This window comes from Paraburkholderia sp. RHO2, from assembly GCF_050955445.1.
GTDB classification, from domain to species: Bacteria; Actinomycetota; Actinomycetes; order Mycobacteriales; family Mycobacteriaceae; genus Prescottella; species Prescottella agglutinans_A.
This window is the reverse complement of record NZ_CP162617.1, coordinates 3,647,759-3,667,845: the sequence shown is the minus strand read 5'-3', so window position 1 is coordinate 3,667,845 and position 20,087 is coordinate 3,647,759. Positions and strand designations below refer to the sequence as shown.

The following is a 20,087-nucleotide window of genomic DNA, read 5'->3' as shown; positions in this document are numbered from 1 at the left end:
CAAGGCGGGCGGGTCGTTTCACCCCGCTTGGTACAGCCCCCGCACGTATGCCGCCTGCCCCAGGTGCTGGAGGCAGTCACCGATCACACTGACCAGTCGAACCGAGACCGTGACGGGGGGATCCCATCGGCGGTCCACGATCCGTTCGAGCTCGTCGGTGGTGAGTTCGTCGATGTACTCGAGGGTCGCGAGGTGCACGTCGCCGTGGTAGTCGGCGAGCAGTTCCGCATCGGCGTGCACGGCGCCGACATCGGTGCTGCTGTGCCCGTACCCGACGTCCGCGGCCGGGAACGGGAACGCGAACCGCTCCTGCCAACCACGCGACGTCCACGCCTGCTCTACGTCGGCGGCATCGCTCACGTGGTCGTCCTGCACGCGGGTGAGATGCCAGATCAGCCAGGCGATCGAATTTGCCTGTGGCGCCGGACGATAGTCGGACATCTCGGGCGTCAGCCCGTCGGTGACCGAGACGACCAGTTCGCGGATGCGTTCGAAGTTGTCCCGCAGGACCGCGCGTGCCGCGTCCGCCTCCGTGTTTCGGCTCATGCCTCCACCGTAGGCGCAGACCCGCGTCGCCGCGGACGATCGCTCAGCAGCCGGGCATGAGCAGGCCCTGGTCGGCTCCGTAACGGTGTCCGTGCCCGGTCGGTGCGTCCAGCGAGAACATCAGGTCGACGGTGGTCTGGACAAAGCTCACGAACGGAATCCATTGCGGCACCGGGGCGTCGACACGCGCTCGGGTGAGGTCGGGCGCGCGGGTCAACAGGGCGGGGGACCACCACACCACCGGGTCGGAGCTGTTGGCGAGCACCGTCGCGCCGCCGAGACGCACGGCCCCGGCCGGAGGTCCGGCCCACAGCGCGCTGCACACCGCGGGCCCGGTGGCGTCGTCGAGGATCGCGCTGCCACCGACCGAGCCCAGGCTCTGGCCGTACACGTGCACAATCGGACGCGCCTGCGGCGGCAGTGTGGCAACGTGCGCCGACACGGCCGCGAACAGGGCGCGGGCCGACTCCTGCGCGTCGGTGCGGCCGAACAGGAACGTGACCCAACTGGGGGCGTACGAGTACTGCTGCCCGACGGTGGCGACGTCGCCGCCGAACCGGCGCTCGATCCCGCGTGCCGCCTCACCGTCGATCCACCCCGAGCCGGTCGGGACGGCCACCACTATGTGGCCCCGGGTGAACCCGCCCGCTCGGTCGAGTTCCCGCACGGCGAGGGCGGCGCGGGCGTCGACGGTGGGCGCGGAGTCGAGCCCCACGTACGTGCGGATGCTGCGGGGGTCAGACGTGCCGGCGACGAACCGGCGTCCCTCCGCACCCAGCGTCGTCCACGGCACCAGCGGATCACCCACAGGTGCAACGAGATCCGGGTCGACCACCGCACTTGAGGCGCGGAAGTGCTGCGCCGCAGCCGAAGTCGCTCCGGGTACCGCGACGAACCAGGCGAGCGCGGCGACGGTGGCGGCCAGTGCCGTCGATCGCGCGGGGCCCAGTCGCCGCGCCGCCGCCGCGAGTCCCCGCCCGATTCCCGCCGCAACCAGGCACACCGCGGCGGCCCAGAGTCCCGCCTGGGCCCAGTGCGTGGCGCCGACCGAGGGCAGGGCCATCATCGCGCGGAGCGAGTTCTGCCAGCTGTCGGCGCAGGCCACGGCCCATGCGGCGGCAACGGTGGCCGCCCCGAGGGCGGCCAGTCGTGCGGTCGAACCCTGTCGGTTGTTCGGCCGCAACCGGCCGATCAGTGCCGCCGATCCCCACAGTGCCGCGACGAGCACGCCGGTCAGCACGCCCTGGACGGGTGCGGACCGGGGGAGCAGCGACGGCGCCAGCGACACCACCGTCCCGGCCGAGACCGCCAGGGACGTGCCCACCCGGGGGAGTGCGGCGGTGGCGGCGAGCTGACGCGCCCGGACACCCGGGCTCAGGAGTGCGCTCATGCCGGCACCGCCCAACGGATCCGCCCGACCCGGCGGACCACCGCCGTCACCGCCAGCAGTCCCAGCGCGGCGAGGGTCGCGCCGACGGAGTACCGGATCCACGGCTCGTCGATCGGGACGCCGTAGCCCTGCCGCATGGAGTTCACGGCCACCGCCGTCGTCGCGGTGTTCGCCATCGCGAAACAGGATGTGCGGTCCCGTTCCCGGGCCTCGCAGGCCTCGTGCATCCGACGGTCGAGTTGGGCGTCGAGCGCGTTGCGTGCCCACCCGCCCAGGTCACCGTCGGCCAGGTGCGCGTAGCGCAGGAGGTCGTAGCCGAGATCGTGTGCCTTGCAGGGGACGTCGAACTCGGTGGGCAGGGGCACCGGCGACGAGCACGCGCCGTTCGGATTCACCAGCAGGCCGTCCTCGAGGCGCGGCCGATAGCCGATGACGGCCGCGAAGTCGTCGGGCACGGCGGACGTGTCCGCGGCGACATCGCTCGCGGTCAGCTCGCTCACCGCCCGTGCGGCGCCCGAGTGCTCCCGCACGGGTGTGCCCGCGTCCGCCTGCGGGGCGGCCAGGGTGGCGGTCACGATCGCGGCGCCGGCCAGGACCGTGCCGGTCCATCTTCTCGCATCCATGACAACTGACGCTAGAAATGGCCGGTACGCTGCGGCATCACTCCGCGGAGTGGAATCGGGGCGGCCCCGGCGAGGGGGTGGTGCGGGCACTCTCGTACCGGGGAGCGAGCCCGATCTCACTCCCAGGTATGACGCCCGACGACGTCCGGGTTCCTAGAGTCGACACCTGTGAGTGGCAACGGACCGGTACGACGACTGAACACGCGGCTGCGCGGACACCGCCTGTCGATCCTCATCGCGCTCGTCACGGTGACCCTGTACGCGGTGGCGTGGCCGACGCTGCATCTCACCCACGAGGTGCCGCCGCCGGTGCAGCCGATCGTCGCCGCGCTCGCCGCGTGGCCCTTCGTTCTGATCCGGGCCAATCCGGCTCTGGGATGGGCGGTCTCGGCGGTGTCGGCGCTCGTGATCCCGTGGGTGTTCGACCTTGTCCCCGACTCCGGGTACACCTACCCCTGGCAGGTCGTGCACATCATCGTGATCATGGCACTGCTGCTGGCGGTCAGCCTCACCGCCGGCCCGCCGACCGTGGTGGTGGCCTGGGTCTCGACCGTGCTGCTGTTCCTCGCGGACACCCCCGGAGACGACGGCGTCGGGTGGGCGGTCGGGTTGAGCGCGATGGTCGTGTTCGGTCTGCTGATCCGCTGGCTGGTGCTCTCGCGCCGGCAGTTGGCCGCGGAGGAACAGGCCAGCGAACTCGAACGTGCGCGTCGGGCGATCCTCGAGGAGAAGGCGCGCATCGCCCGCGACCTGCACGACGTCGTCGCACATCACATGTCGATGGTCGTGGTGCAGGCGCAGAGTGCGCCGTACCGGCTCGCCACGGTGTCCGACGAGGCCAAGGCCGAGTTCGAATCCATCGGAGCCACCGCGCGCGAGGCGCTCAACGAGATCCGCGGGCTGCTCGGCGTGCTGCGCAGCGATGCCGAGACGCTCGAGCGGGCGCCGCAGCCCGGTGTCGGGCAGGTCCAGGAACTGCTCGACGGCAGCCGCCGCGCCGGTATCGCCTTGTCGTGGAACGTGACCGGAGATCCGGCGTCGCTGTCCGAGCTGTCGGGGCTCACCGTGTACCGGATCCTGCAGGAGTCGCTCGCGAACGCGGCCCGGCACTGCCCGGGCGCGCCCGTGACGGTGACGCTGGACTACGGCTCGCCCGTCGCGTCCCTCGTGGTGGTCAACGGCCCCGCCGTCGTCGCGGTGGGTGCGCCGGCGCGGTCGGAGTCCTCGGGCGGCAGCGGCATCGGCGGCATGCGCGAGCGCGCCGCGGCGGTCGGCGGCACCCTGGATACCCGGGCGCTGCCCGACGGCGGTTTCGAGGTGCGGGCCAACATCCCCGTCGCGCCGCTCGCCTAGGCTGTCCGGGTGGCGATCACGGTCTTCATTGCGGACGATCAGGCGATGGTGCGGCAGGGCTTCGGGGCGCTGCTGGCCGCGCAGCCCGACATCAGCGTGATCGGCGACGCGCCGAACGGCCGCGTCGCCGTCTCGGAGGTCAAGCGACTGCGCCCCGACGTCGTCCTGATGGACGTGCGGATGCCCGAGCTCAACGGTCTCGACGCCGCACGTGAGATCCTTTCCGCCGCAATCGATCCACCGGTTCGGGTGCTGATGCTCACCACGTTCGACATCGACGAGTACGTGTACGAGGCACTCGGGATCGGCGCGAGCGGCTTCATGCTCAAGGACGCGCCGGCCGAGGAGCTGATCCGCGCGGTGCGGGTCGTCGCGGAAGGCGAGGCGTTGCTGGCGCCCAGCGTCACCCGACGGCTCATCGCCGACGTCACCCGGCGCCGGTCGGCCCCGCGCTCGCCGCACCCGCGACTGGACGCGCTCACCCCGCGTGAGCGCGAGGTGCTCGAGCTCATCGCCGCCGGCCTGTCGAACATGGAGATCGCCGAGCGCCTGTTCGTCGCGGAGCAGACCGTCAAGACGCACGTGGGCAAGGTGCTGTCGAAGCTGGCGTTGCGCGACCGGGCCCAGGCCGTGGTGCTCGCGTACGAATCGGGCCTCGTCACGCCCGGCTGATCGAGTCGGCGTGCCCGATCGGCACGGGAGCGGCAAGATGAGAGGGGACCGCTCTGCTACCCGAACGCCCTGGGGGCCGTGATGCGCATCGGAATCCTGACCGGAGGCGGCGACTGTCCCGGTCTCAACGCCGTGATCCGCGCCGTCGTGCGAACCGCGGACGGCCGCTACGGCAGCACCGTCGTCGGCTTCCAGGACGGCTGGCGCGGACTTCTCGAAGACCGCAAGGTCCAGATGCGCAACGAGGACCGCATCGACCGCATACTCGCGCGCGGCGGCACCATCCTCGGTACCGCCCGGGTCAACCCGCAGAAGCTGCACGACGGGCTAGACCGGATCAAGCAGACACTCGACGACAACGGCATCGAGGTCCTCATCCCGATCGGGGGCGAGGGCACGCTGACGGCCGGCAGCTGGCTCGCCGACAGCGGGGTTCCCATCGTCGGGGTCCCCAAGACCATCGACAACGACATCGACTGCACGGACGTCACCTTCGGGTTCGACACCGCCCTCACGATCGCGACCGACGCGATCGACCGCCTGCACACCACCGCGGAGTCGCACCAGCGCGTCATGCTCGTCGAGGTGATGGGCCGGCACGCCGGCTGGATCGCGCTGCAGTCCGGGATGGCGTCGGGAGCGCACCTGATCCTCGTCCCCGAGCAACCGTTCGACGTGGACGAGGTGTGCGCCATGGTCAAGAAGCGCTTCCAACGCGGCGACTCCCACTTCATCTGCGTCGTGGCCGAAGGTGCGTCACCCGACCCGGACTCCATGACGTTGCGGGAAGGCGGGATCGACGAGTTCGGGCACAAGATCTTCACCGGTGTCGCGCAGCAACTCGCCGTCGAGATCGAACGGCGGATCGGGAAGGAGGTCCGCACGACGGTGCTCGGACACGTGCAGCGCGGCGGCACACCCACGCCCTACGACCGGGTCCTGGCCACCCGGTTCGGGGTGCACGCCACGGACGCGGCGCACGGCGGACAGTTCGGTCAGATGGTGGCACTGCACGGCACCGAGATCGAGCTCGTGCCGCTGTCGGAGGCGACCAAGCAGCTCAAGACGGTGCCCCTGGATCGTTACCGGGAGGCGGCCGCGTTCTTCGGCTGACGAGGCGCATAAACTCATGGGCATGACTGCCGCCGTGTCCGCTGACCTTCTCGACTATGACGCCGTCCTCGCGAAGTTCGAGCCCGTACTGGGCATGGAAGTGCACGTCGAGTTGCACACCGCCACCAAGATGTTCTGCCCGTGCCCGACGGCGTTCGGCGCCGATCCCAACACGCAGGTGTGCCCCGTGTGCCTCGGTATGCCGGGCGCGCTGCCGGTGGTCAACCAGGCCGCCGTCGAGTCGGCGATCCGCATCGGCCTGGCGCTGAACTGCTCCATCACCCCGTGGGGCCGGTTCGCGCGGAAGAACTACTTCTACCCGGACCAGCCGAAGAACTACCAGATCTCCCAGTACGACGAGCCCATCGCGACCGAGGGCTACCTCGACGTCGTGCTCGACGACGGCACCACGTGGCGCGTCGAGATCGAGCGCGCCCACATGGAGGAGGACACCGGCAAGTCGCTCCACGTCGGCGGTGCCACCGGTCGCATCCACGGCGCGAGCCACTCGCTGCTCGACTACAACCGGGCCGGCGTGCCGCTCGTCGAGATCGTCACCAAGCCCATCACCGGCGCCGGCGAGCGTGCCCCCGAGGTCGCCCGCGCGTACGTGAGCGCGCTGCGTGACCTGCTCAAGGCACTCGACGTCTCCGACGTCCGCATGGATCAGGGTTCGCTGCGCTGCGACGCCAACGTCTCGCTCATGCCGATCGGCGCCAAGGAGTTCGGCACCCGCACCGAGACCAAGAACGTCAACTCGCTCAAGAGCGTCGAGACCGCCGTCCGCTACGAGATGCGCCGTCAGGGTGCGGTGCTCGTCTCCGGCGGCGAGGTCATTCAGGAGACCCGGCACTTCCAGGAGGCCGACGGCACCACATCCGCCGGTCGCCGCAAGGAGACCGCCGAGGACTACCGCTACTTCCCCGAGCCCGACCTCGAGCCGGTCGCCCCGAGCGCCGAGTGGGTCGAGGAACTGCGCGCGACGCTGCCCGAGCTGCCGTGGATCCGTCGTGCCCGCATCCAGGAGCAGTGGGGCGTCTCGGACGAGGTCATGCGCGACCTCGTCAACGCCGGCGCCCTCGAGTTGGTGATCGCCACCACCGAGGCCGGCGCGTCGGCCGACGCGGCGCGGTCGTGGTGGGTGTCCTACCTCGCGCAGCAGGCCAACACGCGTGGTGTCGAGCTCGCCGAACTGCCCATCACGCCGGTGCAGGTCGCCAAGGTGGTCGAGCTCGTCGACAGCGGCAAGCTCAACAACAAGGTCGCCCGCCAGGTCGTGGACTTCGTGCTCGACGGCGAGGGCGAGCCTGAGCAGATCGTGGAGGCGCGCGGCCTGGTCGTCGAGCGCGACGACACCAAGCTGCAGGCCGCGGTCGACGAGGCGCTGGCCGCCAATCCCGACATCGCCGAAAAGATCCGCAGCGGCAAGGTCGCCGCGGCGGGCAAGATCGTCGGCGACGTAATGAAGGCCACCCGTGGCCAGGCCGACCCCGCGCGTGTCAAGGAGCTCGTCATCGCCGCGTGCAGCTAACGTAGCGGCACATGGACGCCGCCGTTGCCACATCACTGTTCTGGATCACGGTCGCGGCGGCGATCGCGCCACTCATCGCGGGGTCGCTGCGGCGCAAGCTGATTCCCGAGGTCGTGCTGCTGCTCGTGGGCGGCATCGTCATCGGTCCCTACGTGCTCGATCTGGCGAACGTCGATTCCGAGATCGAACTGCTGCGTGAACTCGGGCTCGGCATGCTGTTCCTGCTCGCCGGATACGAGATCGACAAGGACGAGTTGACCGGCCGCGGCGGCCGTCGCGCTCTGGTGACCTGGCTGGCCTGCCTGGCGCTGGCGTTCGCCGTCGTCGGCGCGCTGGCGGCGGCGGGTCTGGTGCATTCGGAGATCGCCGTCGCGATCGCGCTCACGTCGACCGCGCTGGGCACGCTGCTGCCGATCCTCAAGGACCGCGGTCTCTTGGCGACGCCGGTCGGGCGCTCGGTCCTCAACCACGGCGCGATCGGTGAGATCGGCCCGGTCCTGGCGATGGCCATCCTGTTGGGCGCGCGCGGCGCGGTGCTCTCGCTCGTCGTGCTGGCCGCCTTCGCCGCGGTCGCGGTCGTCGTCGCGATGCTGCCCGCCCGGATCCTCCGCGAGGGCACCGAGTTGCTGGCCGTGATCCGGCGCGGCTCCGACACCACCGCACAGACGACCGTGCGGTTGGTGATGCTGCTGCTGGTGGCACTTATCGCGGTCGCCGCAGTGTTCGACCTCGACATCATCCTGGGCGCGTTCGCGGCCGGATTCATCCTGCGCCGCACGGTCCCGGACGGTGACGAACTGCTCGAGGGAAAGCTCGAGGGGCTCGCGTTCGGTCTGCTCATCCCGATCTTCTTCGTCACCTCCGGGATGGCGATCGACGTATCGGCGGTGGCCGGCGAACCCCTCGTGCTGATGGCCTTCTTCGTGCTTCTCCTCGTCGTCCGCGGTCTGCCCGTGTTCGTCGCGTCGCGCTACGACCGCGGCCCGGCCGGCGCGAACTTCGATACCCGCGAGCAACTCCAGGTCGCGCTGTACTCGACCACCGGCCTGCCGCTCATCGTCGCCGTCACGGGAGTCGCGGTCGCCGCCGGGCAGATGTCCAACGCGACCGCATCGATCCTCGTGGCCGCCGGCGCCATCACGGTCCTGGTGCTGCCGCTGCTCGCGAGCGCGCTCGCGTCCGAGACACCCAGCGAGCCGCGCGACCAGCTCCCGGCGTGAGCATCAGTCGACGCCGCCGGCGCCCGACGGCAACGGGAGCCTGACCACCCGATCGTCGGTGGGGCCGGGGGCGCCGCCCGACTTGTTCACCGTGGCCGCCCAGATCTGCCCGTCCCCGCTGATGACGGTTCCACCGAGACGGCCGTAGAGGTTCTGCGCCAGCAGCGCCGGCGCCGTCGAAACGCCACCGGTCTCGCGGTCGGTCGCGAAGACCGCCACCGCACGCCCGTCGCTGAGCGCCACCACCACCGCGTTCTGCGTGGCCGCACAGCCGGCGACACCGGGCTTGTCGGGCCACGTCCACGCTGGCGCGCCGACGGCGCCGCCGGCGTCGACGCGCTGCAGCCGGTCCTCGACGACCGTGCGGTCGGTCACCCAGACGGCCCCGCTCGGGTCCGTGCAGACGTCTCCCGCCCGGCCGATGCCGGACAGCGCCACCGCCGGACGCGGCGGGTTCGGCGTCGACGCGAGCACCGTGACGCGCAACAGTTTTCCGGCGAGCGACGCCGGATCGGCAGCGGCAGCAGGACTCCCGGTGTCGCCGGTGAGGACCATCAGCTCACTGGGCGTCGCGAACGCCAGCGCGCCCGCGTTTCCGGTGGCGCCGCGCGGAATACCCGTCAGCACGTCCTTGGGTGCGTCGCCGGGCGCGATCCGCACGACACGGTTGTCGCTCGGCGTCGTGATGTACGCGTAGAGCAGGTTGTCCTCTTCGAAGGTGGGGGACAGCGCGATGTCGAGCAGTCCGCCGTCCGAGCCGGAATCGACCGGAATCCTTGCGAACTCGGAGGGCGTCTGGCCCGGCGCCACGCGCAGGATGCGACCGGTGCGGCGCTCGGTGACGAGCGCGGAGGCGCCGTCGGGGAGCATCACCATCCCGCCGGTGGTGTCCAGGCAGGTCGCGATGACGTTGGGGTCGCGGTCGAAGCACGGATCGTTCGGCACGGATGGCTCGGGCACTCCCGACGGCGGCGTGGACGGCTCCTTCGGCTGCACCTCGGCACCGGAGCCGAACGTCGGCTCCGGGGTGAACGGAGAGGACGCGGAGTCGTCGAACCGGGCGCATCCGGCGATCGTGAGCACCGACACCGACAGGAGTACGGTCGCGGCGGTGCGCCGGACCGTCCGGCTCCGTTGACCAATCGTCATGCTGCAGACGTTACGGAAGGTCCGCCGGTCGCCGCCACGCGGTGTTGTGTGACCGGCGCGCCGGGCTTCGGTACCCGGGCAACTCCGGCGAGCGCACCTAGGCTGCAGGGCGTGACTGACAAGCCGAGAGATCACACCGAGTCCGCCGGCGGGGCGTCCGCCCCCAGCCCGTTCGACCAGCCGACCGAGCGGTTCCCGGTCCAGTCGACCCGGCCGTCGAATCCGACGAAGCCGCTCCTGCCGCAGACCGACGAGGACCTCGACTTCGGCGCCCCGCACGCCGACAGTCTCCCGACCGAGCAGATCCCCACCTTCCGTCCGGTGTCCTCGCCGACGGCCCCGATACCGATCCCGGTCGAGGACCAGCCCACCGTGGTGATCGACCGCGGCGAGCCCCCGGTGTCCGAGCCGACAGTGTCCACCCGCTCCGCGACCGAAACACTGGTGTCGGAGCCGGTTGCGTCGGAGCCGATCGTGTCCGAGCCGATCGTGTCCGAGCCGATCGTGTCTCCGCCGGCCGCCGGGCCGGTCGTCGTCCCGCCCGCGTCGTCGGACGACTCGCGTCGCGGCACCCTCGACGTCGGTTTGCTCGTTCTGCGTCTCGCGGTCGGCGGCACGCTGCTGGCGCACGGCCTGCAGAAGCTGACGGGCTGGTGGAACGGGCCCGGGCTCTCCGGGTACCGCGACCAGTTGATCGACTCCGGATTCGACCACGCGCGGGCGCTGGCCGCGGCGGGCGCGGTCGGCGAGGTGGCCGGCGGCGCACTCCTGATCCTGGGCCTGATCACGCCGGTGGCCGCGGCTACGGTGCTCGCGGTGATGATCAACGCGTGGTGCTTGAAGCAGTCGATGGTCCCCGGACTCGAGTACTTCGCGCCCGACGGCATCGAATACGAGACGCTGCTGGGAGCGGCCGCCGGAGCGATCATCCTGACCGGTCCCGGGCGTATCTCCCTGGACGGTCGCCGCAACTGGGCGACCCGCCCGTACGTGGGTTCGGCGGTGATCCTGATCCTGGGCGCCGCGGTCGGTGTCGGCGTGTGGTTCCTCCTCAACGGCGCCAACCCCGTCATCTGACGGCGCCGCGCCGGTCTTCGTCGTGCCGCGCCTGCGATCGGGGGCGCGGCGTCGCCACTGTGGGCGCGGCGGCCGCGGAAGCGATCGCGCGTCGGATGCGCCGGACCACCTCCTCCGGCGAACCGAGCTCACGCCAGCCCCAACGGGCGACTATGTAGCCGGCAGCACAGATGCGGTCTTCGCGTCGTTTCTCCTCGATCACGGCCTGCTCGCTGCTCTGCCCGGGCCGGAGGTGTTCGGTGTACTTGCCGAGACCGTCGAACTCGCCCACGACATGCTCGTCCTCGAAGAGGAAGTCGACCCGCCCGATCGAGCCCTTCTCGTCGGCGATCTCGCGCTGGAGGTCCGGTGCGGGAAGGCGCATGCGGTGGATCAGCACGCGGCTGCGTGACTCGCCGACGCTCTCGCTCCGCGAATCCATGCAGGCGACCGCTCGTGCTGCCTGCGCCGCCCCGCGTCGGCCGCGGCACCGTTCGAGGGCGTCGGCGAGATCCCGGTGTGTCACGAGCCCCGTCGCCAGCGCGTGGTCCCCCGAGGTGACGGCGGACTCGAACGGCAACGTCCGCGCGAGGTCGACGACTGTCCGCGCCGGTGTGGTGACGGTCAGACAGTCCACGACGACGACGTCCTCGGCGGGCAGCTGCCCCACGTGAACGTGCCGGCGGGTGGTGACCTTGCCGCCGGAAGGGCGGTCGAGGGTGGAGTGCACCAGCCGTAGCGGCACGTTCCACAGATCGATCCCGTGCATCACGGCCGCCGACACGTGGCTGACCACGGTGTCGCGGCATGCAGACGCCGTGGCGAGGACCGCCAGCCGGTGTTGCGCGACGGAGTCGAGCCGGGCCAGATCGGCCGCGCGGACGTACGCCCCGGGCCGGACGGCGAGCAACTCCCGCGACCGTCGCGCCGCGCGCAGTTCGTGGTCCGTGAAGCCGCGACCGAGCGCGTCGGACCTGAATACCAGTGGCGTGCCGTCGAATTCCATGTGCCGAGCCTGCCGCGCCGGAGTGTACCGACGGCGCCTACGTCGCGATCTGTGGATGGATTTCTCGGTATCCACAGATCTGCCGCTCCGGAAACGGTTGTGCCGCGCCCCCGATCGGGGACGCGGCACAGCGAAAAGCGGAGCGGCAGGCGGTTACGGCACCTGGCGGACGGCGCCCTTGTCGGCCGAGGTGGCCAGCGCGGCGTAGGCGCGCAGGGCGGTGGTGACCGGACGCTGACGGTCCACCGGCTGCCACGGGCGCTCGGACGCCTCCATCTTGGCGCGGCGCTGCGCCAGGGTCTCGTCGTCGACGAGGACCTCGAGGGTGCGGGTCGCGACGTCGATGCGGATCTGGTCACCGTCCTCGACGAGGCCGATCACACCGCCGGACGCGGCCTCGGGGGAGATGTGGCCGATCGACAGGCCGGACGTGCCGCCGGAGAAGCGGCCATCGGTGATCAGCGCGCACACCTTGCCGAGACCGGCGCCCTTGAGGAACGCGGTGGGGTGCAGCATTTCCTGCATGCCCGGGCCGCCCTTGGGGCCCTCGTAGCGGACCACGATGACGTCGCCCGGCTTGATCTGCTTCTGCAGGATCACCGAGACGGCCGCCTCCTGGGACTCGACGACGACGGCCGGGCCCTGGAAGGAGAACAGGTCCTCGTCGATGCCGGCGGTCTTGAGGATCGCGCCGTCGACGGCGATGTTGCCGCGCAGCACGCACAGGCCACCCTCGACGGTGTAGGCGTGCTCGATGTCGCGAATGCAGCCGCCCTCGGCGTCGGTGTCGAGTGCCGACCAGCGGTTGTCGGTCGAGAACGGCTCGGTGGTGCGCACGCCCCCCGGTGCGGCGTGGAACAGCTCGATCGCCTCGTCACTCGCCTTGCCGGAGCGGATGTCCCACGTGTCGAGCCACTCGTCGAAGCTCGCCGTGTGGACGGTGGAGACGTCGGTCTCCAACAGGCCCGCGCGGCGCAGCTCACCGAGGATGGCGGGGATGCCACCGGCGCGGTGGACGTCCTCCATGTGGTAGTCCGAGTTGGGGGAGACCTTCGACAGGCACGGCACCCGACGGCTGATCTCGTCGATCGTGGTCAGGTCGAAGTCGACCTCGCCCTCCTGCGCCGCCGCGAGGGTGTGCAGGACGGTGTTGGTGGAGCCGCCCATCGCGACGTCGAGCGCCATCGCGTTGCGGAACGCCTTGGGGGAGGCGATGTTCCGCGGCAGGACCGACTCGTCCTCGTCGCGGTAGTACCGCAGCGCGGCCTCGACGACGGTGGTGCCGGCGCGGCTGAACAGGGCGCGACGGGCCTCGTGGGTGGCCAGCGTGGAGCCGTTACCGGGCAGGGCCAGGCCCAGTGCCTCGGTGAGGCAGTTCATCGAGTTGGCGGTGAACATGCCCGAGCAGGAACCGCACGTCGGGCACGCGCTGCGCTCGACCTCCTCGAGTCCTTCCTCGGACACGGAGTCGTTGGCGCTCGCCGAGATCGCGGTGATCAGGTCGGTGGGGGCCTGCGCGACGCCGCCCACGACGACGGCCTTGCCGGCCTCCATCGGGCCGCCCGACACGAACACCGTCGGGATGTTCAGGCGCATTGCGGCATTGAGCATGCCGGGGGTGATCTTGTCGCAGTTCGAGATGCACACCAGCGCGTCGGCGGTGTGGGCGTTGACCATGTACTCGACGGAGTCGGCGATGATCTCGCGGCTCGGGAGGGAGTACAGCATGCCCCCGTGGCCCATCGCGATGCCGTCGTCGACCGCGATCGTGTGGAACTCGCGGGGCACGCCGCCGGCGGCGCGCACTGCCTCGGCGACGATCTCGCCCACGTTCTTCAGGTGGACGTGGCCGGGCACGAACTGCGTGTAGGAGTTCGCGATCGCGACGATCGGCTTACCGAAGTCGGAGTCCGTCATGCCGGTAGCGCGCCACAGCGAGCGGGCTCCGGCAGCGTTGCGTCCGACGGTGGTGGTGCGTGACCTGAGCGGGGGCATGGGCGATTCCTTCGTCGATCAGCGGTTCTCGGCGGCGGGCTGTGCACACCGAGCGCGGCGTATTCGTAACAGGCGTAATTCGTAAACGGGTGGGCCCGTGAAGGTGCTGGTCGGCTGGACCCGATTTCGGCTGGTGTGGCCGTCTCGTCATCTCCGGTGGGAGCGGGAGACGTCCTGGTGAGACGCTACTCCCGCGCACGGATCAGTCGGTATTCGGCTCCGCGTCGGTGGACACGTCGGTGCCAGGGGATTCGGCCGTCTCCGGGGACTCCGTGCGGACCTTCTGTGCCTCTGCCTCGCGGGCCGCGGCGTACGGGTCGGTGACGCGCCCACCACTCGCCGAGGCCAACTGGGGGAGCCGTCCGAATGTCACGGTCGGCAGCGACACCTCGGTGCCGTCGACGAGGTCGGCCCGGGCCCATCCACGCTTGGGGAAACGGAACCCCTTGATCTGATCCCACGATATGGACTGCGAGGAGAAGGCGCGGCGCAGCTCGAGCCCGTCGGGCGTGACCGTGGTACGCACGCGCAGCACCCAGGCGCCGACGAGGAACGGGATGACCAGCATCCAGCCGAAGGCTGCAGGCCACCCGAGTACCGGGAAGCTGATGCAGAACAGCAGGAAGATGCACGCGATCAGCGCGAGCGGGGAAATCCGGATGACCTGTCGGCTGTCGTCGGGCATGTGGGATGATGGCTGCGGTGGCACGGGCTGCTGAGGAGATGACACCTCTACATCTTCGCACTGCAGCCGAGGCATCTTACATTCTGGGACAGCGCACTCACCAAAGTTGACTGTCTACCATTAGCGCGCCTACCGTCGAGCGCGTGAAGCAGAATGAGTTGCTCGTAATCGGCCGGCGCGTCGTCGCCTGAGCCGGTTCCTACAACTCGCCAGATAACGACGCGCCACCCTCGTACAGCTGATGCTGACGAGGGTTTTTTGTTGCCCGGAGCCAGAATCAAAGAGGATTTCCAGTGAGCGCACCAACCGCACGGCCTCAACCCACGCCGCGCAAGTCGGGAGCTACAGGCCCGACCCCCGGAGACAGCAGGGCCGCTGCTACGCAGCCCGGTAACCGTCGTCAGGTCGCCCCCGAGCGGGTCACCGGCGCTCAGTCCGTGGTCCGCGCCCTCGAGGAGCTCGAGGTCGACACGGTGTTCGGTATCCCGGGCGGTGCCGTTCTGCCGGTCTACGACCCGCTCTTCGATTCGCAGAAGGTTCGGCACGTCCTGGTGCGTCACGAGCAGGGCGCGGGTCACGCCGCGACCGGTTACGCACAGGCCACGGGCAAGGTCGGCGTCTGCATGGCGACGTCCGGGCCGGGTGCGACCAACCTGGTGACGCCGCTCGCCGACGCGCAGATGGACTCGGTCCCGGTCGTCGCGATCACCGGACAGGTCGGCCGCGGGCTGATCGGCACCGACGCGTTCCAGGAAGCCGACATCTCCGGCATCACGATGCCGATCACCAAGCACAACTTCCTCATCACCGACGGGATCGACATCCCGCGGATCCTGGCGGAGGCGTTCTACCTCGCGTCGAGCGGCCGCCCGGGCGCGGTCCTCGTCGACATCCCCAAGGACATCCTGCAGGCGCAGACCACGTTCTCGTGGCCGCCGGAGATGCACCTGCCCGGCTACCGTCCGGTGACCAAGCCGCACGGTAAGCAGGTGCGTGAGGCCGCGCGTCTGATCGCCGACGCGAAGTCCCCGGTGCTGTACGTCGGCGGCGGCGTCATCAAGGCAGACGCCTCGCCCGAGCTGCTCGAACTCGCCGAGCTGACCGGTATCCCCGTCGTCACGACGTTGATGGCGCGCGGAGCGTTCCCGGACAGTCACCAGCTCAACTGCGGCATGCCGGGCATGCACGGCACGGTCGCAGCCGTCGCCGCGCTGCAGAAGAGCGACCTGCTGATCACCCTCGGTGCACGCTTCGACGACCGTGTCACCGGTCAGCTCGACTCGTTCGCGCCGGACGCGAAGGTGATCCACGCGGACATCGATCCCGCGGAGATCGGCAAGAACCGCCACGCGGACGTCCCGATCGTGGGCGACTGCAAGGAGGTCATCACCGAGCTGATCGAGGCGATCCGTGCCGATCAGGCGACGGGCACGACCCTCGATCTCACCGAGTGGTGGGCGTACCTCGACGGGATCCGTCGTACCTACCCGCTGGCATACGACCGTCCCTCGGACGGCGCGCTGTCGCCCGAGTTCGTGATCCAGGCCGTCGGCCGGCTCGCGGGCCCGGACGCGATCTACTGCGCCGGTGTCGGTCAGCACCAGATGTGGGCGGCGCAGTTCGTCAACTACGAGAAGCCGCGCACGTGGCTGAACTCGGGTGGCCTCGGCACGATGGGCTACGCCGTGCCGGCCGCGATGGGCGCGAAGATGGGCCTGCCGGACCGTGAGGTCTGGGCCATCGACGGTGACGGCTGCTTCCAGATGACCAACCAGGAACTGGCCACGTGTGCCGTCGAGGGCGTGCCGATCAAGGTCGCGCTCATCAACAACGGCAACCTGGGCATGGTTCGTCAGTGGCAGACGCTGTTCTACGACGAGCGTTACTCCAACACGAACTTGGGAACGCACGGCGCCGTGCGCATCCCGGACTTCGTCAAGCTCGCCGAGGCGCTGGGCTGCGTCGGCATCCGTGTCGAGCGCGAGGAGGACGTCGAGGACGCCATCCGCACCGCGCAGTCGATCAACGACAAGCCCGTCGTCATCGACTTCATCGTCGGCAAGGACGCGCAGGTGTGGCCGATGGTCGCCGCCGGCACGAGCAACGACGAGATCATGGCGGCGCGGGGCATCCGACCGCTGTTCGACGAAGACGAGGCTGCGGACGAGCCCGCAACCATCCACGAGGCCATGGAACGTGAGCAGCGTGCAGGCGCCGCCACGGAAACGGAGGACACCAAGTGAGCACCAGCCACACCCTCAGTGTTCTCGTCGAGGACAAGCCGGGCGTGCTGGCCCGTGTCGCTGCACTTTTCTCCCGCCGTGGATTCAACATCGAGTCCCTCGCCGTCGGCGGCACCGAGGTCCCGGACATCTCGCGCATGACGATCGTCGTCACGGTCGACGAGTTCCCGCTCGAGCAGGTGACCAAGCAGCTCAACAAGCTCGTCAACGTCATCAAGATCGTGGAGCAGGACAACGAGGCTTCGGTCGCCCGTGAGCTGGTCCTGATCAAGGTCCGGGCCGACGCGAGCGTTCGCACGCAGGTGATCGAGACCGTGAACCTGTTCCGCGCCAAGGTGATCGACGTCTCGCCGGAGGCCGTCACGATCGAGGCGACGGGCACCCGTTCCAAGCTCGACGCGCTCCTGCGCATGCTCGATCCGTTCGGCATCCGCGAGATCGTGCAGTCCGGTGTGGTGGCGGTCGGCCGTGGGCCGAAGTCCATCACGGCCACCCGCTAGAACCGTCCATTCACCGACAACAGACAATCAAGCGTTCATAGAACCCAGAGGAGAGGTAAGAACTGTGGCAGTCGAGATGTTCTACGACGACGATGCAGACCTGTCGATCATCCAGGGCCGCAAGGTCGCGGTCATCGGCTACGGCAGCCAGGGCCACGCGCACTCGCTGAGCCTGCGCGATTCCGGTGTCGATGTGCGCATCGGTCTCCAGGAGGGTTCGAAGTCCCGCGCCAAGGCCGAGGAGCAGGGCCTGACCGTGGGCACGCCGGCAGAGGTCGCCGAGTGGGCCGACGTCATCATGGTGCTCGCTCCCGACACCGCTCAGGCGTCGATCTTCAAGAACGACATCGAGCCGAACCTGAAGGACGGCGACGCGCTGTTCTTCGGACACGGCCTCAACATCCACTTCGACCTGATCACGCCCCCGGCGAACGTCACGGTCGGCATGGTCGCGCCGAAGGGCCCGGGCCACCTGGTGCGTCGTCAGTTCGTCGACGGCAAGGGCGTTCCGGCCCTGATCGCCGTTCACCAGGACCCGAAGGGCGAGGGCCAGGCCCTGGCGCTCTCCTACGCGAAGGGCATCGGCGGCACCCGCGCCGGCGTCATCAAGACCACGTTCAAGGAAGAGACCGAGACGGACCTCTTCGGCGAGCAGGCCGTGCTGTGCGGCGGCACCGAGGAACTGGTCAAGACCGGTTTCGAGGTCATGGTCGAGGCCGGCTACGCGCCCGAGATGGCGTACTTCGAGGTGCTGCACGAGCTCAAGCTGATCGTCGACCTCATGTACGAGGGTGGCATCGCCCGCATGAACTACTCGGTGTCCGACACCGCGGAGTTCGGTGGCTACCTGAGCGGCCCGCGCGTCATCGACGCCGGCACCAAGGAGCGCATGAAGGAGATCCTGGCGGACATCCAGTCGGGTGAGTTCACCCGTCGCCTGGTTGCCAACGTCGAGAACGGCAACAAGGAGCTCGAGGCGCTCCGCAAGGAGAACGCCGAGCACCCGATCGAGGTCACCGGCAAGAAGCTGCGCGACCTGATGAGCTGGGTCGATCGTCCGATCACCGAGACGGCCTGATCCACTGCTGACAGCTTCGGCCCGGGGGTCGCGCGTCCTTGCGCGTGGCCCTCGGGCCGAAGTGGTTTCGGGGTGTGGCGCGAATCTCCGATTTCTCCACCGGGGTGTCCACTATCTGGTAATGGATACCCGCCCTGCGGAATCGCTCGGTCCGCCCCACTAAACTGATTCCCGACTACGGCCCTTCGCGCGCGCCTTCGCGGTGCCCGGCCGTGGACATCCCGCTCGACCTTCGAAGACGATCTGCGAAGACCTCTCCGAAGACACTGACGAAGACATTGACACAGCCCGACACCGAACTAGGGAGTTGACTCGTGAGCCAGAATGGCCGCCCCGTTGTCCTGATCGCCGACAAGCTCGCACAATCGACCGTCGATGCGCTCGGTGACGGTGTCGAGGTGCGCTGGGTCGACGGCCCCGACCGTCCCGCGCTGCTCGCGGCCGTGCCCGAGGCCGACGCCCTGCTCGTCCGCTCCGCCACCACGGTCGACGCCGAGGTACTCGCCGCCGCGACCAAGCTGAAGATCGTCGGCCGCGCCGGTGTCGGCCTCGACAACGTCGACATCCCGGCCGCCACCGAGCGTGGCGTCATGGTCGTGAACGCGCCGACCTCCAACATCCACTCGGCTGCCGAGCACGCCGTCTCGCTGCTGCTGTCGACCGCCCGCCAGATTCCGGCCGCCGACCGCACGCTTCGTGAGAAGACCTGGAAGCGGTCGAGCTTCAACGGCACCGAGATCCTCGGCAAGACGGTCGGCGTCGTCGGCCTGGGCCGCATCGGCCAGCTGTTCGCGCAGCGCCTGGCCGCGTTCGAGACCAACGTCATCGCGTACGACCCCTACCTGCCGGCCGCTCGCGCCGCGCAGCTGGGCATCGAGCTGGTCGACATCGACGAGCTGGTCGAGCGCGCCGACTTCATCTCCGTCCACCTGCCCAAGACCAAGGAGACGGCGGGCCTCATCAACGCCGAGCGCCTGGCCAAGGCCAAGGACGGCGTCATCATCGTCAACGCCGCCCGCGGTGGCCTGATCGACGAGGACGCGCTGTACGACGCGCTCGTGAACGGCAAGGTCCGCGCCGCCGGCCTCGACGTGTTCAACACCGAGCCGTGCACCGACTCCAAGCTGTTCGACCTCGACAACGTCGTCGTCACCCCGCACCTGGGCGCCTCCACGGCGGAGGCCCAGGACCGCGCCGGCACCGACGTCGCCAAGAGCGTCCTGCTGGCCCTGGCCGGCGAGTTCGTGCCGGACGCCGTGAACGTCTCCGGCGGCCCGGTCGGCGAAGAGGTCGCCCCGTGGCTCGAGCTGGTCCGCAAGCTGGGTCTGCTCGCCGGCACCCTGTCGACCGAGGCCGTCCAGAACGTCCAGGTCGTCGCGAGCGGCGAGCTGTCGGCCGAGAACGTCGACATCCTGGGTCTGGCCGCGCTGCGTGGCCTGTTCTCCGCGAGCAGCGACGAGGCCGTCACGTTCGTCAACGCCCCGCAGCTCGCCGAGCAGCGCGGTGTGAGCGTCGAGGTCGAGAAGCACAGCGAGGCGCAGACCCACCGCAGCGCCGTCGAGGTCCGCGCGGTCGCCGCCGACGGCACCGTCACCACCGTCGCGGGTGCGCTCACCGGCCTGCAGCAGGTCGAGAAGATCGTCAACATCAACGGCCGCAGCTTCGACCTGCGCGCCGAGGGCCACAACATCGTGGTCCACTACGCGGATCGTCCGGGCGTGCTCGGTGTTCTCGGCACCGTTCTCGGCACCGCCGGCATCGACATCCAGGCCGCCGCGCTGAGCCAGGACGTCGAGGGCGAGGGCGCCACCGTCATCCTGCGTGTCGATCGTGTCGTCGGTGACGCCGAGGTCGCGCAGATCGTGGAGAAGCTCGACGCGCGCGTCGCGCAGGTCGACCTGTCCTGATCCTCCCCATCCCTACCCGG

At 69.8% G+C, this 20,087-nt stretch carries 17 protein-coding genes; 10 read left to right on the top strand and 7 right to left on the bottom strand.

From position 1 onward, the window contains the following. Positions 1-18: 18 nt before the first annotated feature. Genes ABTV10_RS17060 through ABTV10_RS17050 form a run of 3 tightly spaced genes read right to left on the bottom strand, consistent with a single transcriptional unit; the run spans position 19 to position 2,559 of the window. On the bottom strand, positions 19-546 hold the full coding sequence (locus ABTV10_RS17060; RefSeq protein ID WP_499028738.1) for a mycothiol transferase: 528 nt from the start codon (positions 544-546) through the stop codon (positions 19-21). A 43-nt stretch (positions 547-589) separates the two neighbouring features. Then, positions 590-1,936, bottom strand: coding sequence for an alpha/beta-hydrolase family protein (locus ABTV10_RS17055; RefSeq protein WP_499028737.1), 1,347 nt, complete (start codon positions 1,934-1,936; stop codon positions 590-592). Continuing rightward, positions 1,933-2,559 carry a hypothetical protein gene (locus tag ABTV10_RS17050; protein WP_499028735.1) on the bottom strand — a complete coding sequence of 209 codons (627 nt, stop codon included), beginning with the start codon at positions 2,557-2,559 and terminating at the stop codon, positions 1,933-1,935. Before ABTV10_RS17050 ends, ABTV10_RS17055 begins: the two co-directional genes overlap by 4 nt. 168 nt (positions 2,560-2,727) lie before the next feature. On the opposite strand from ABTV10_RS17050, the gene ABTV10_RS17045 reads away from it, so the two are divergent. The 5 genes from ABTV10_RS17045 to ABTV10_RS17025 all read left to right on the top strand — a co-directional run bounded on the left by ABTV10_RS17045 (position 2,728) and on the right by ABTV10_RS17025 (position 8,448). Beyond that, positions 2,728-3,912, top strand: a complete 1,185-nt coding sequence (locus tag ABTV10_RS17045; RefSeq protein ID WP_499028733.1) for a sensor histidine kinase — start codon at positions 2,728-2,730, stop codon at positions 3,910-3,912. A gap of 9 nt (positions 3,913-3,921) precedes the next feature. Further along, positions 3,922-4,584 carry a response regulator gene (locus ABTV10_RS17040; RefSeq protein ID WP_499028732.1) on the top strand — a complete coding sequence of 221 codons (663 nt, stop codon included), beginning with the start codon at positions 3,922-3,924 and terminating at the stop codon, positions 4,582-4,584. Positions 4,585-4,665: 81 nt separating this feature from the next. Then, on the top strand, positions 4,666-5,697 hold the full coding sequence (locus ABTV10_RS17035) for an ATP-dependent 6-phosphofructokinase (protein ID WP_499028730.1): 1,032 nt from the start codon (positions 4,666-4,668) through the stop codon (positions 5,695-5,697). 22 nt (positions 5,698-5,719) lie between these two features. Further along, positions 5,720-7,228, top strand: coding sequence for an Asp-tRNA(Asn)/Glu-tRNA(Gln) amidotransferase subunit GatB (gene gatB / locus ABTV10_RS17030; protein ID WP_433605784.1), 1,509 nt, complete (start codon positions 5,720-5,722; stop codon positions 7,226-7,228). Positions 7,229-7,239: 11 nt separating this feature from the next. Continuing rightward, positions 7,240-8,448, top strand: a complete 1,209-nt coding sequence (locus ABTV10_RS17025) for a cation:proton antiporter (protein ID WP_499028728.1) — start codon at positions 7,240-7,242, stop codon at positions 8,446-8,448. 3 nt (positions 8,449-8,451) lie between these two features. Here ABTV10_RS17025 and ABTV10_RS17020 read toward each other — a convergent pair whose 3' ends face one another. Further along, positions 8,452-9,597 (bottom strand): PQQ-dependent sugar dehydrogenase, encoded by a 1,146-nt coding sequence (locus ABTV10_RS17020; protein ID WP_499028726.1) that lies wholly within the window; start codon positions 9,595-9,597, stop codon positions 8,452-8,454. A gap of 111 nt (positions 9,598-9,708) precedes the next feature. Between ABTV10_RS17020 and ABTV10_RS17015 the strand changes: the two genes are divergently transcribed. Then, positions 9,709-10,674 (top strand): DoxX family protein, encoded by a 966-nt coding sequence (locus ABTV10_RS17015; RefSeq protein ID WP_499028724.1) that lies wholly within the window; start codon positions 9,709-9,711, stop codon positions 10,672-10,674. Here ABTV10_RS17015 and ABTV10_RS17010 read toward each other — a convergent pair. From ABTV10_RS17010 to ABTV10_RS17000, 3 genes are all read right to left on the bottom strand, one after another. Continuing rightward, a complete protein-coding gene (locus ABTV10_RS17010) occupies positions 10,667-11,659 on the bottom strand; it encodes a type IV toxin-antitoxin system AbiEi family antitoxin (RefSeq protein WP_499028722.1) in 993 nt (330 codons plus the stop codon). The two genes, ABTV10_RS17015 and ABTV10_RS17010, sit on opposite strands and share 8 nt — an antisense overlap. Positions 11,660-11,812: 153 nt before the next feature. Then, positions 11,813-13,654 (bottom strand): dihydroxy-acid dehydratase, encoded by a 1,842-nt coding sequence (ilvD, locus tag ABTV10_RS17005; protein WP_499028721.1) that lies wholly within the window; start codon positions 13,652-13,654, stop codon positions 11,813-11,815. Between the two features lie 202 nt (positions 13,655-13,856). Next, entirely contained in the window at positions 13,857-14,339 is a 483-nt protein-coding gene (locus tag ABTV10_RS17000; RefSeq protein ID WP_499028719.1) for a PH domain-containing protein, read from the bottom strand. A 293-nt stretch (positions 14,340-14,632) separates the two neighbouring features. On the opposite strand from ABTV10_RS17000, the gene ABTV10_RS16995 reads away from it, so the two are divergent. The 4 genes from ABTV10_RS16995 to serA all read left to right on the top strand — a co-directional run bounded on the left by ABTV10_RS16995 (position 14,633) and on the right by serA (position 20,067). After that, positions 14,633-16,582, top strand: a complete 1,950-nt coding sequence (locus ABTV10_RS16995) for an acetolactate synthase large subunit (protein ID WP_499028717.1) — start codon at positions 14,633-14,635, stop codon at positions 16,580-16,582. Next, positions 16,579-17,082, top strand: a complete 504-nt coding sequence (gene ilvN / locus ABTV10_RS16990; protein ID WP_127914331.1) for an acetolactate synthase small subunit — start codon at positions 16,579-16,581, stop codon at positions 17,080-17,082. The genes ABTV10_RS16995 and ilvN overlap by 4 nt, the downstream gene beginning before the upstream one ends. 76 nt (positions 17,083-17,158) lie before the next feature. After that, complete coding sequence (ilvC, locus tag ABTV10_RS16985) at positions 17,159-18,160, top strand: ketol-acid reductoisomerase (protein WP_499035199.1); 1,002 nt, start codon at positions 17,159-17,161, stop codon at positions 18,158-18,160. A gap of 314 nt (positions 18,161-18,474) precedes the next feature. Beyond that, the gene (gene serA, locus ABTV10_RS16980; RefSeq protein WP_433605770.1) at positions 18,475-20,067 is read left to right on the top strand and encodes a phosphoglycerate dehydrogenase; all 1,593 of its coding nucleotides are present in this window, start codon (positions 18,475-18,477) and stop codon (positions 20,065-20,067) included. The last annotated feature ends 20 nt before the right edge of the window (positions 20,068-20,087 follow it).

Coding starts and splice junctions, on each gene's coding strand:
- ABTV10_RS17060 (WP_499028738.1), bottom strand. CDS start 546: ATGAGCCGAAACACGGAGGCGGACGCGGCACGCGCGGTCCTGCGGGAC.
- ABTV10_RS17055 (WP_499028737.1), bottom strand. CDS start 1,936: ATGAGCGCACTCCTGAGCCCGGGTGTCCGGGCGCGTCAGCTCGCCGCC.
- ABTV10_RS17050 (WP_499028735.1), bottom strand. CDS start 2,559: ATGGATGCGAGAAGATGGACCGGCACGGTCCTGGCCGGCGCCGCGATC.
- ABTV10_RS17035 (WP_499028730.1), top strand. CDS start 4,666: ATGCGCATCGGAATCCTGACCGGAGGCGGCGACTGTCCCGGTCTCAAC.
- gatB (WP_433605784.1), top strand. CDS start 5,720: ATGACTGCCGCCGTGTCCGCTGACCTTCTCGACTATGACGCCGTCCTC.
- ABTV10_RS17025 (WP_499028728.1), top strand. CDS start 7,240: ATGGACGCCGCCGTTGCCACATCACTGTTCTGGATCACGGTCGCGGCG.
- ABTV10_RS17020 (WP_499028726.1), bottom strand. CDS start 9,597: ATGACGATTGGTCAACGGAGCCGGACGGTCCGGCGCACCGCCGCGACC.
- ABTV10_RS17010 (WP_499028722.1), bottom strand. CDS start 11,659: ATGGAATTCGACGGCACGCCACTGGTATTCAGGTCCGACGCGCTCGGT.
- ilvD (WP_499028721.1), bottom strand. CDS start 13,654: ATGCCCCCGCTCAGGTCACGCACCACCACCGTCGGACGCAACGCTGCC.
- ABTV10_RS17000 (WP_499028719.1), bottom strand. CDS start 14,339: ATGCCCGACGACAGCCGACAGGTCATCCGGATTTCCCCGCTCGCGCTG.
- ilvC (WP_499035199.1), top strand. CDS start 17,159: ATGTTCTACGACGACGATGCAGACCTGTCGATCATCCAGGGCCGCAAG.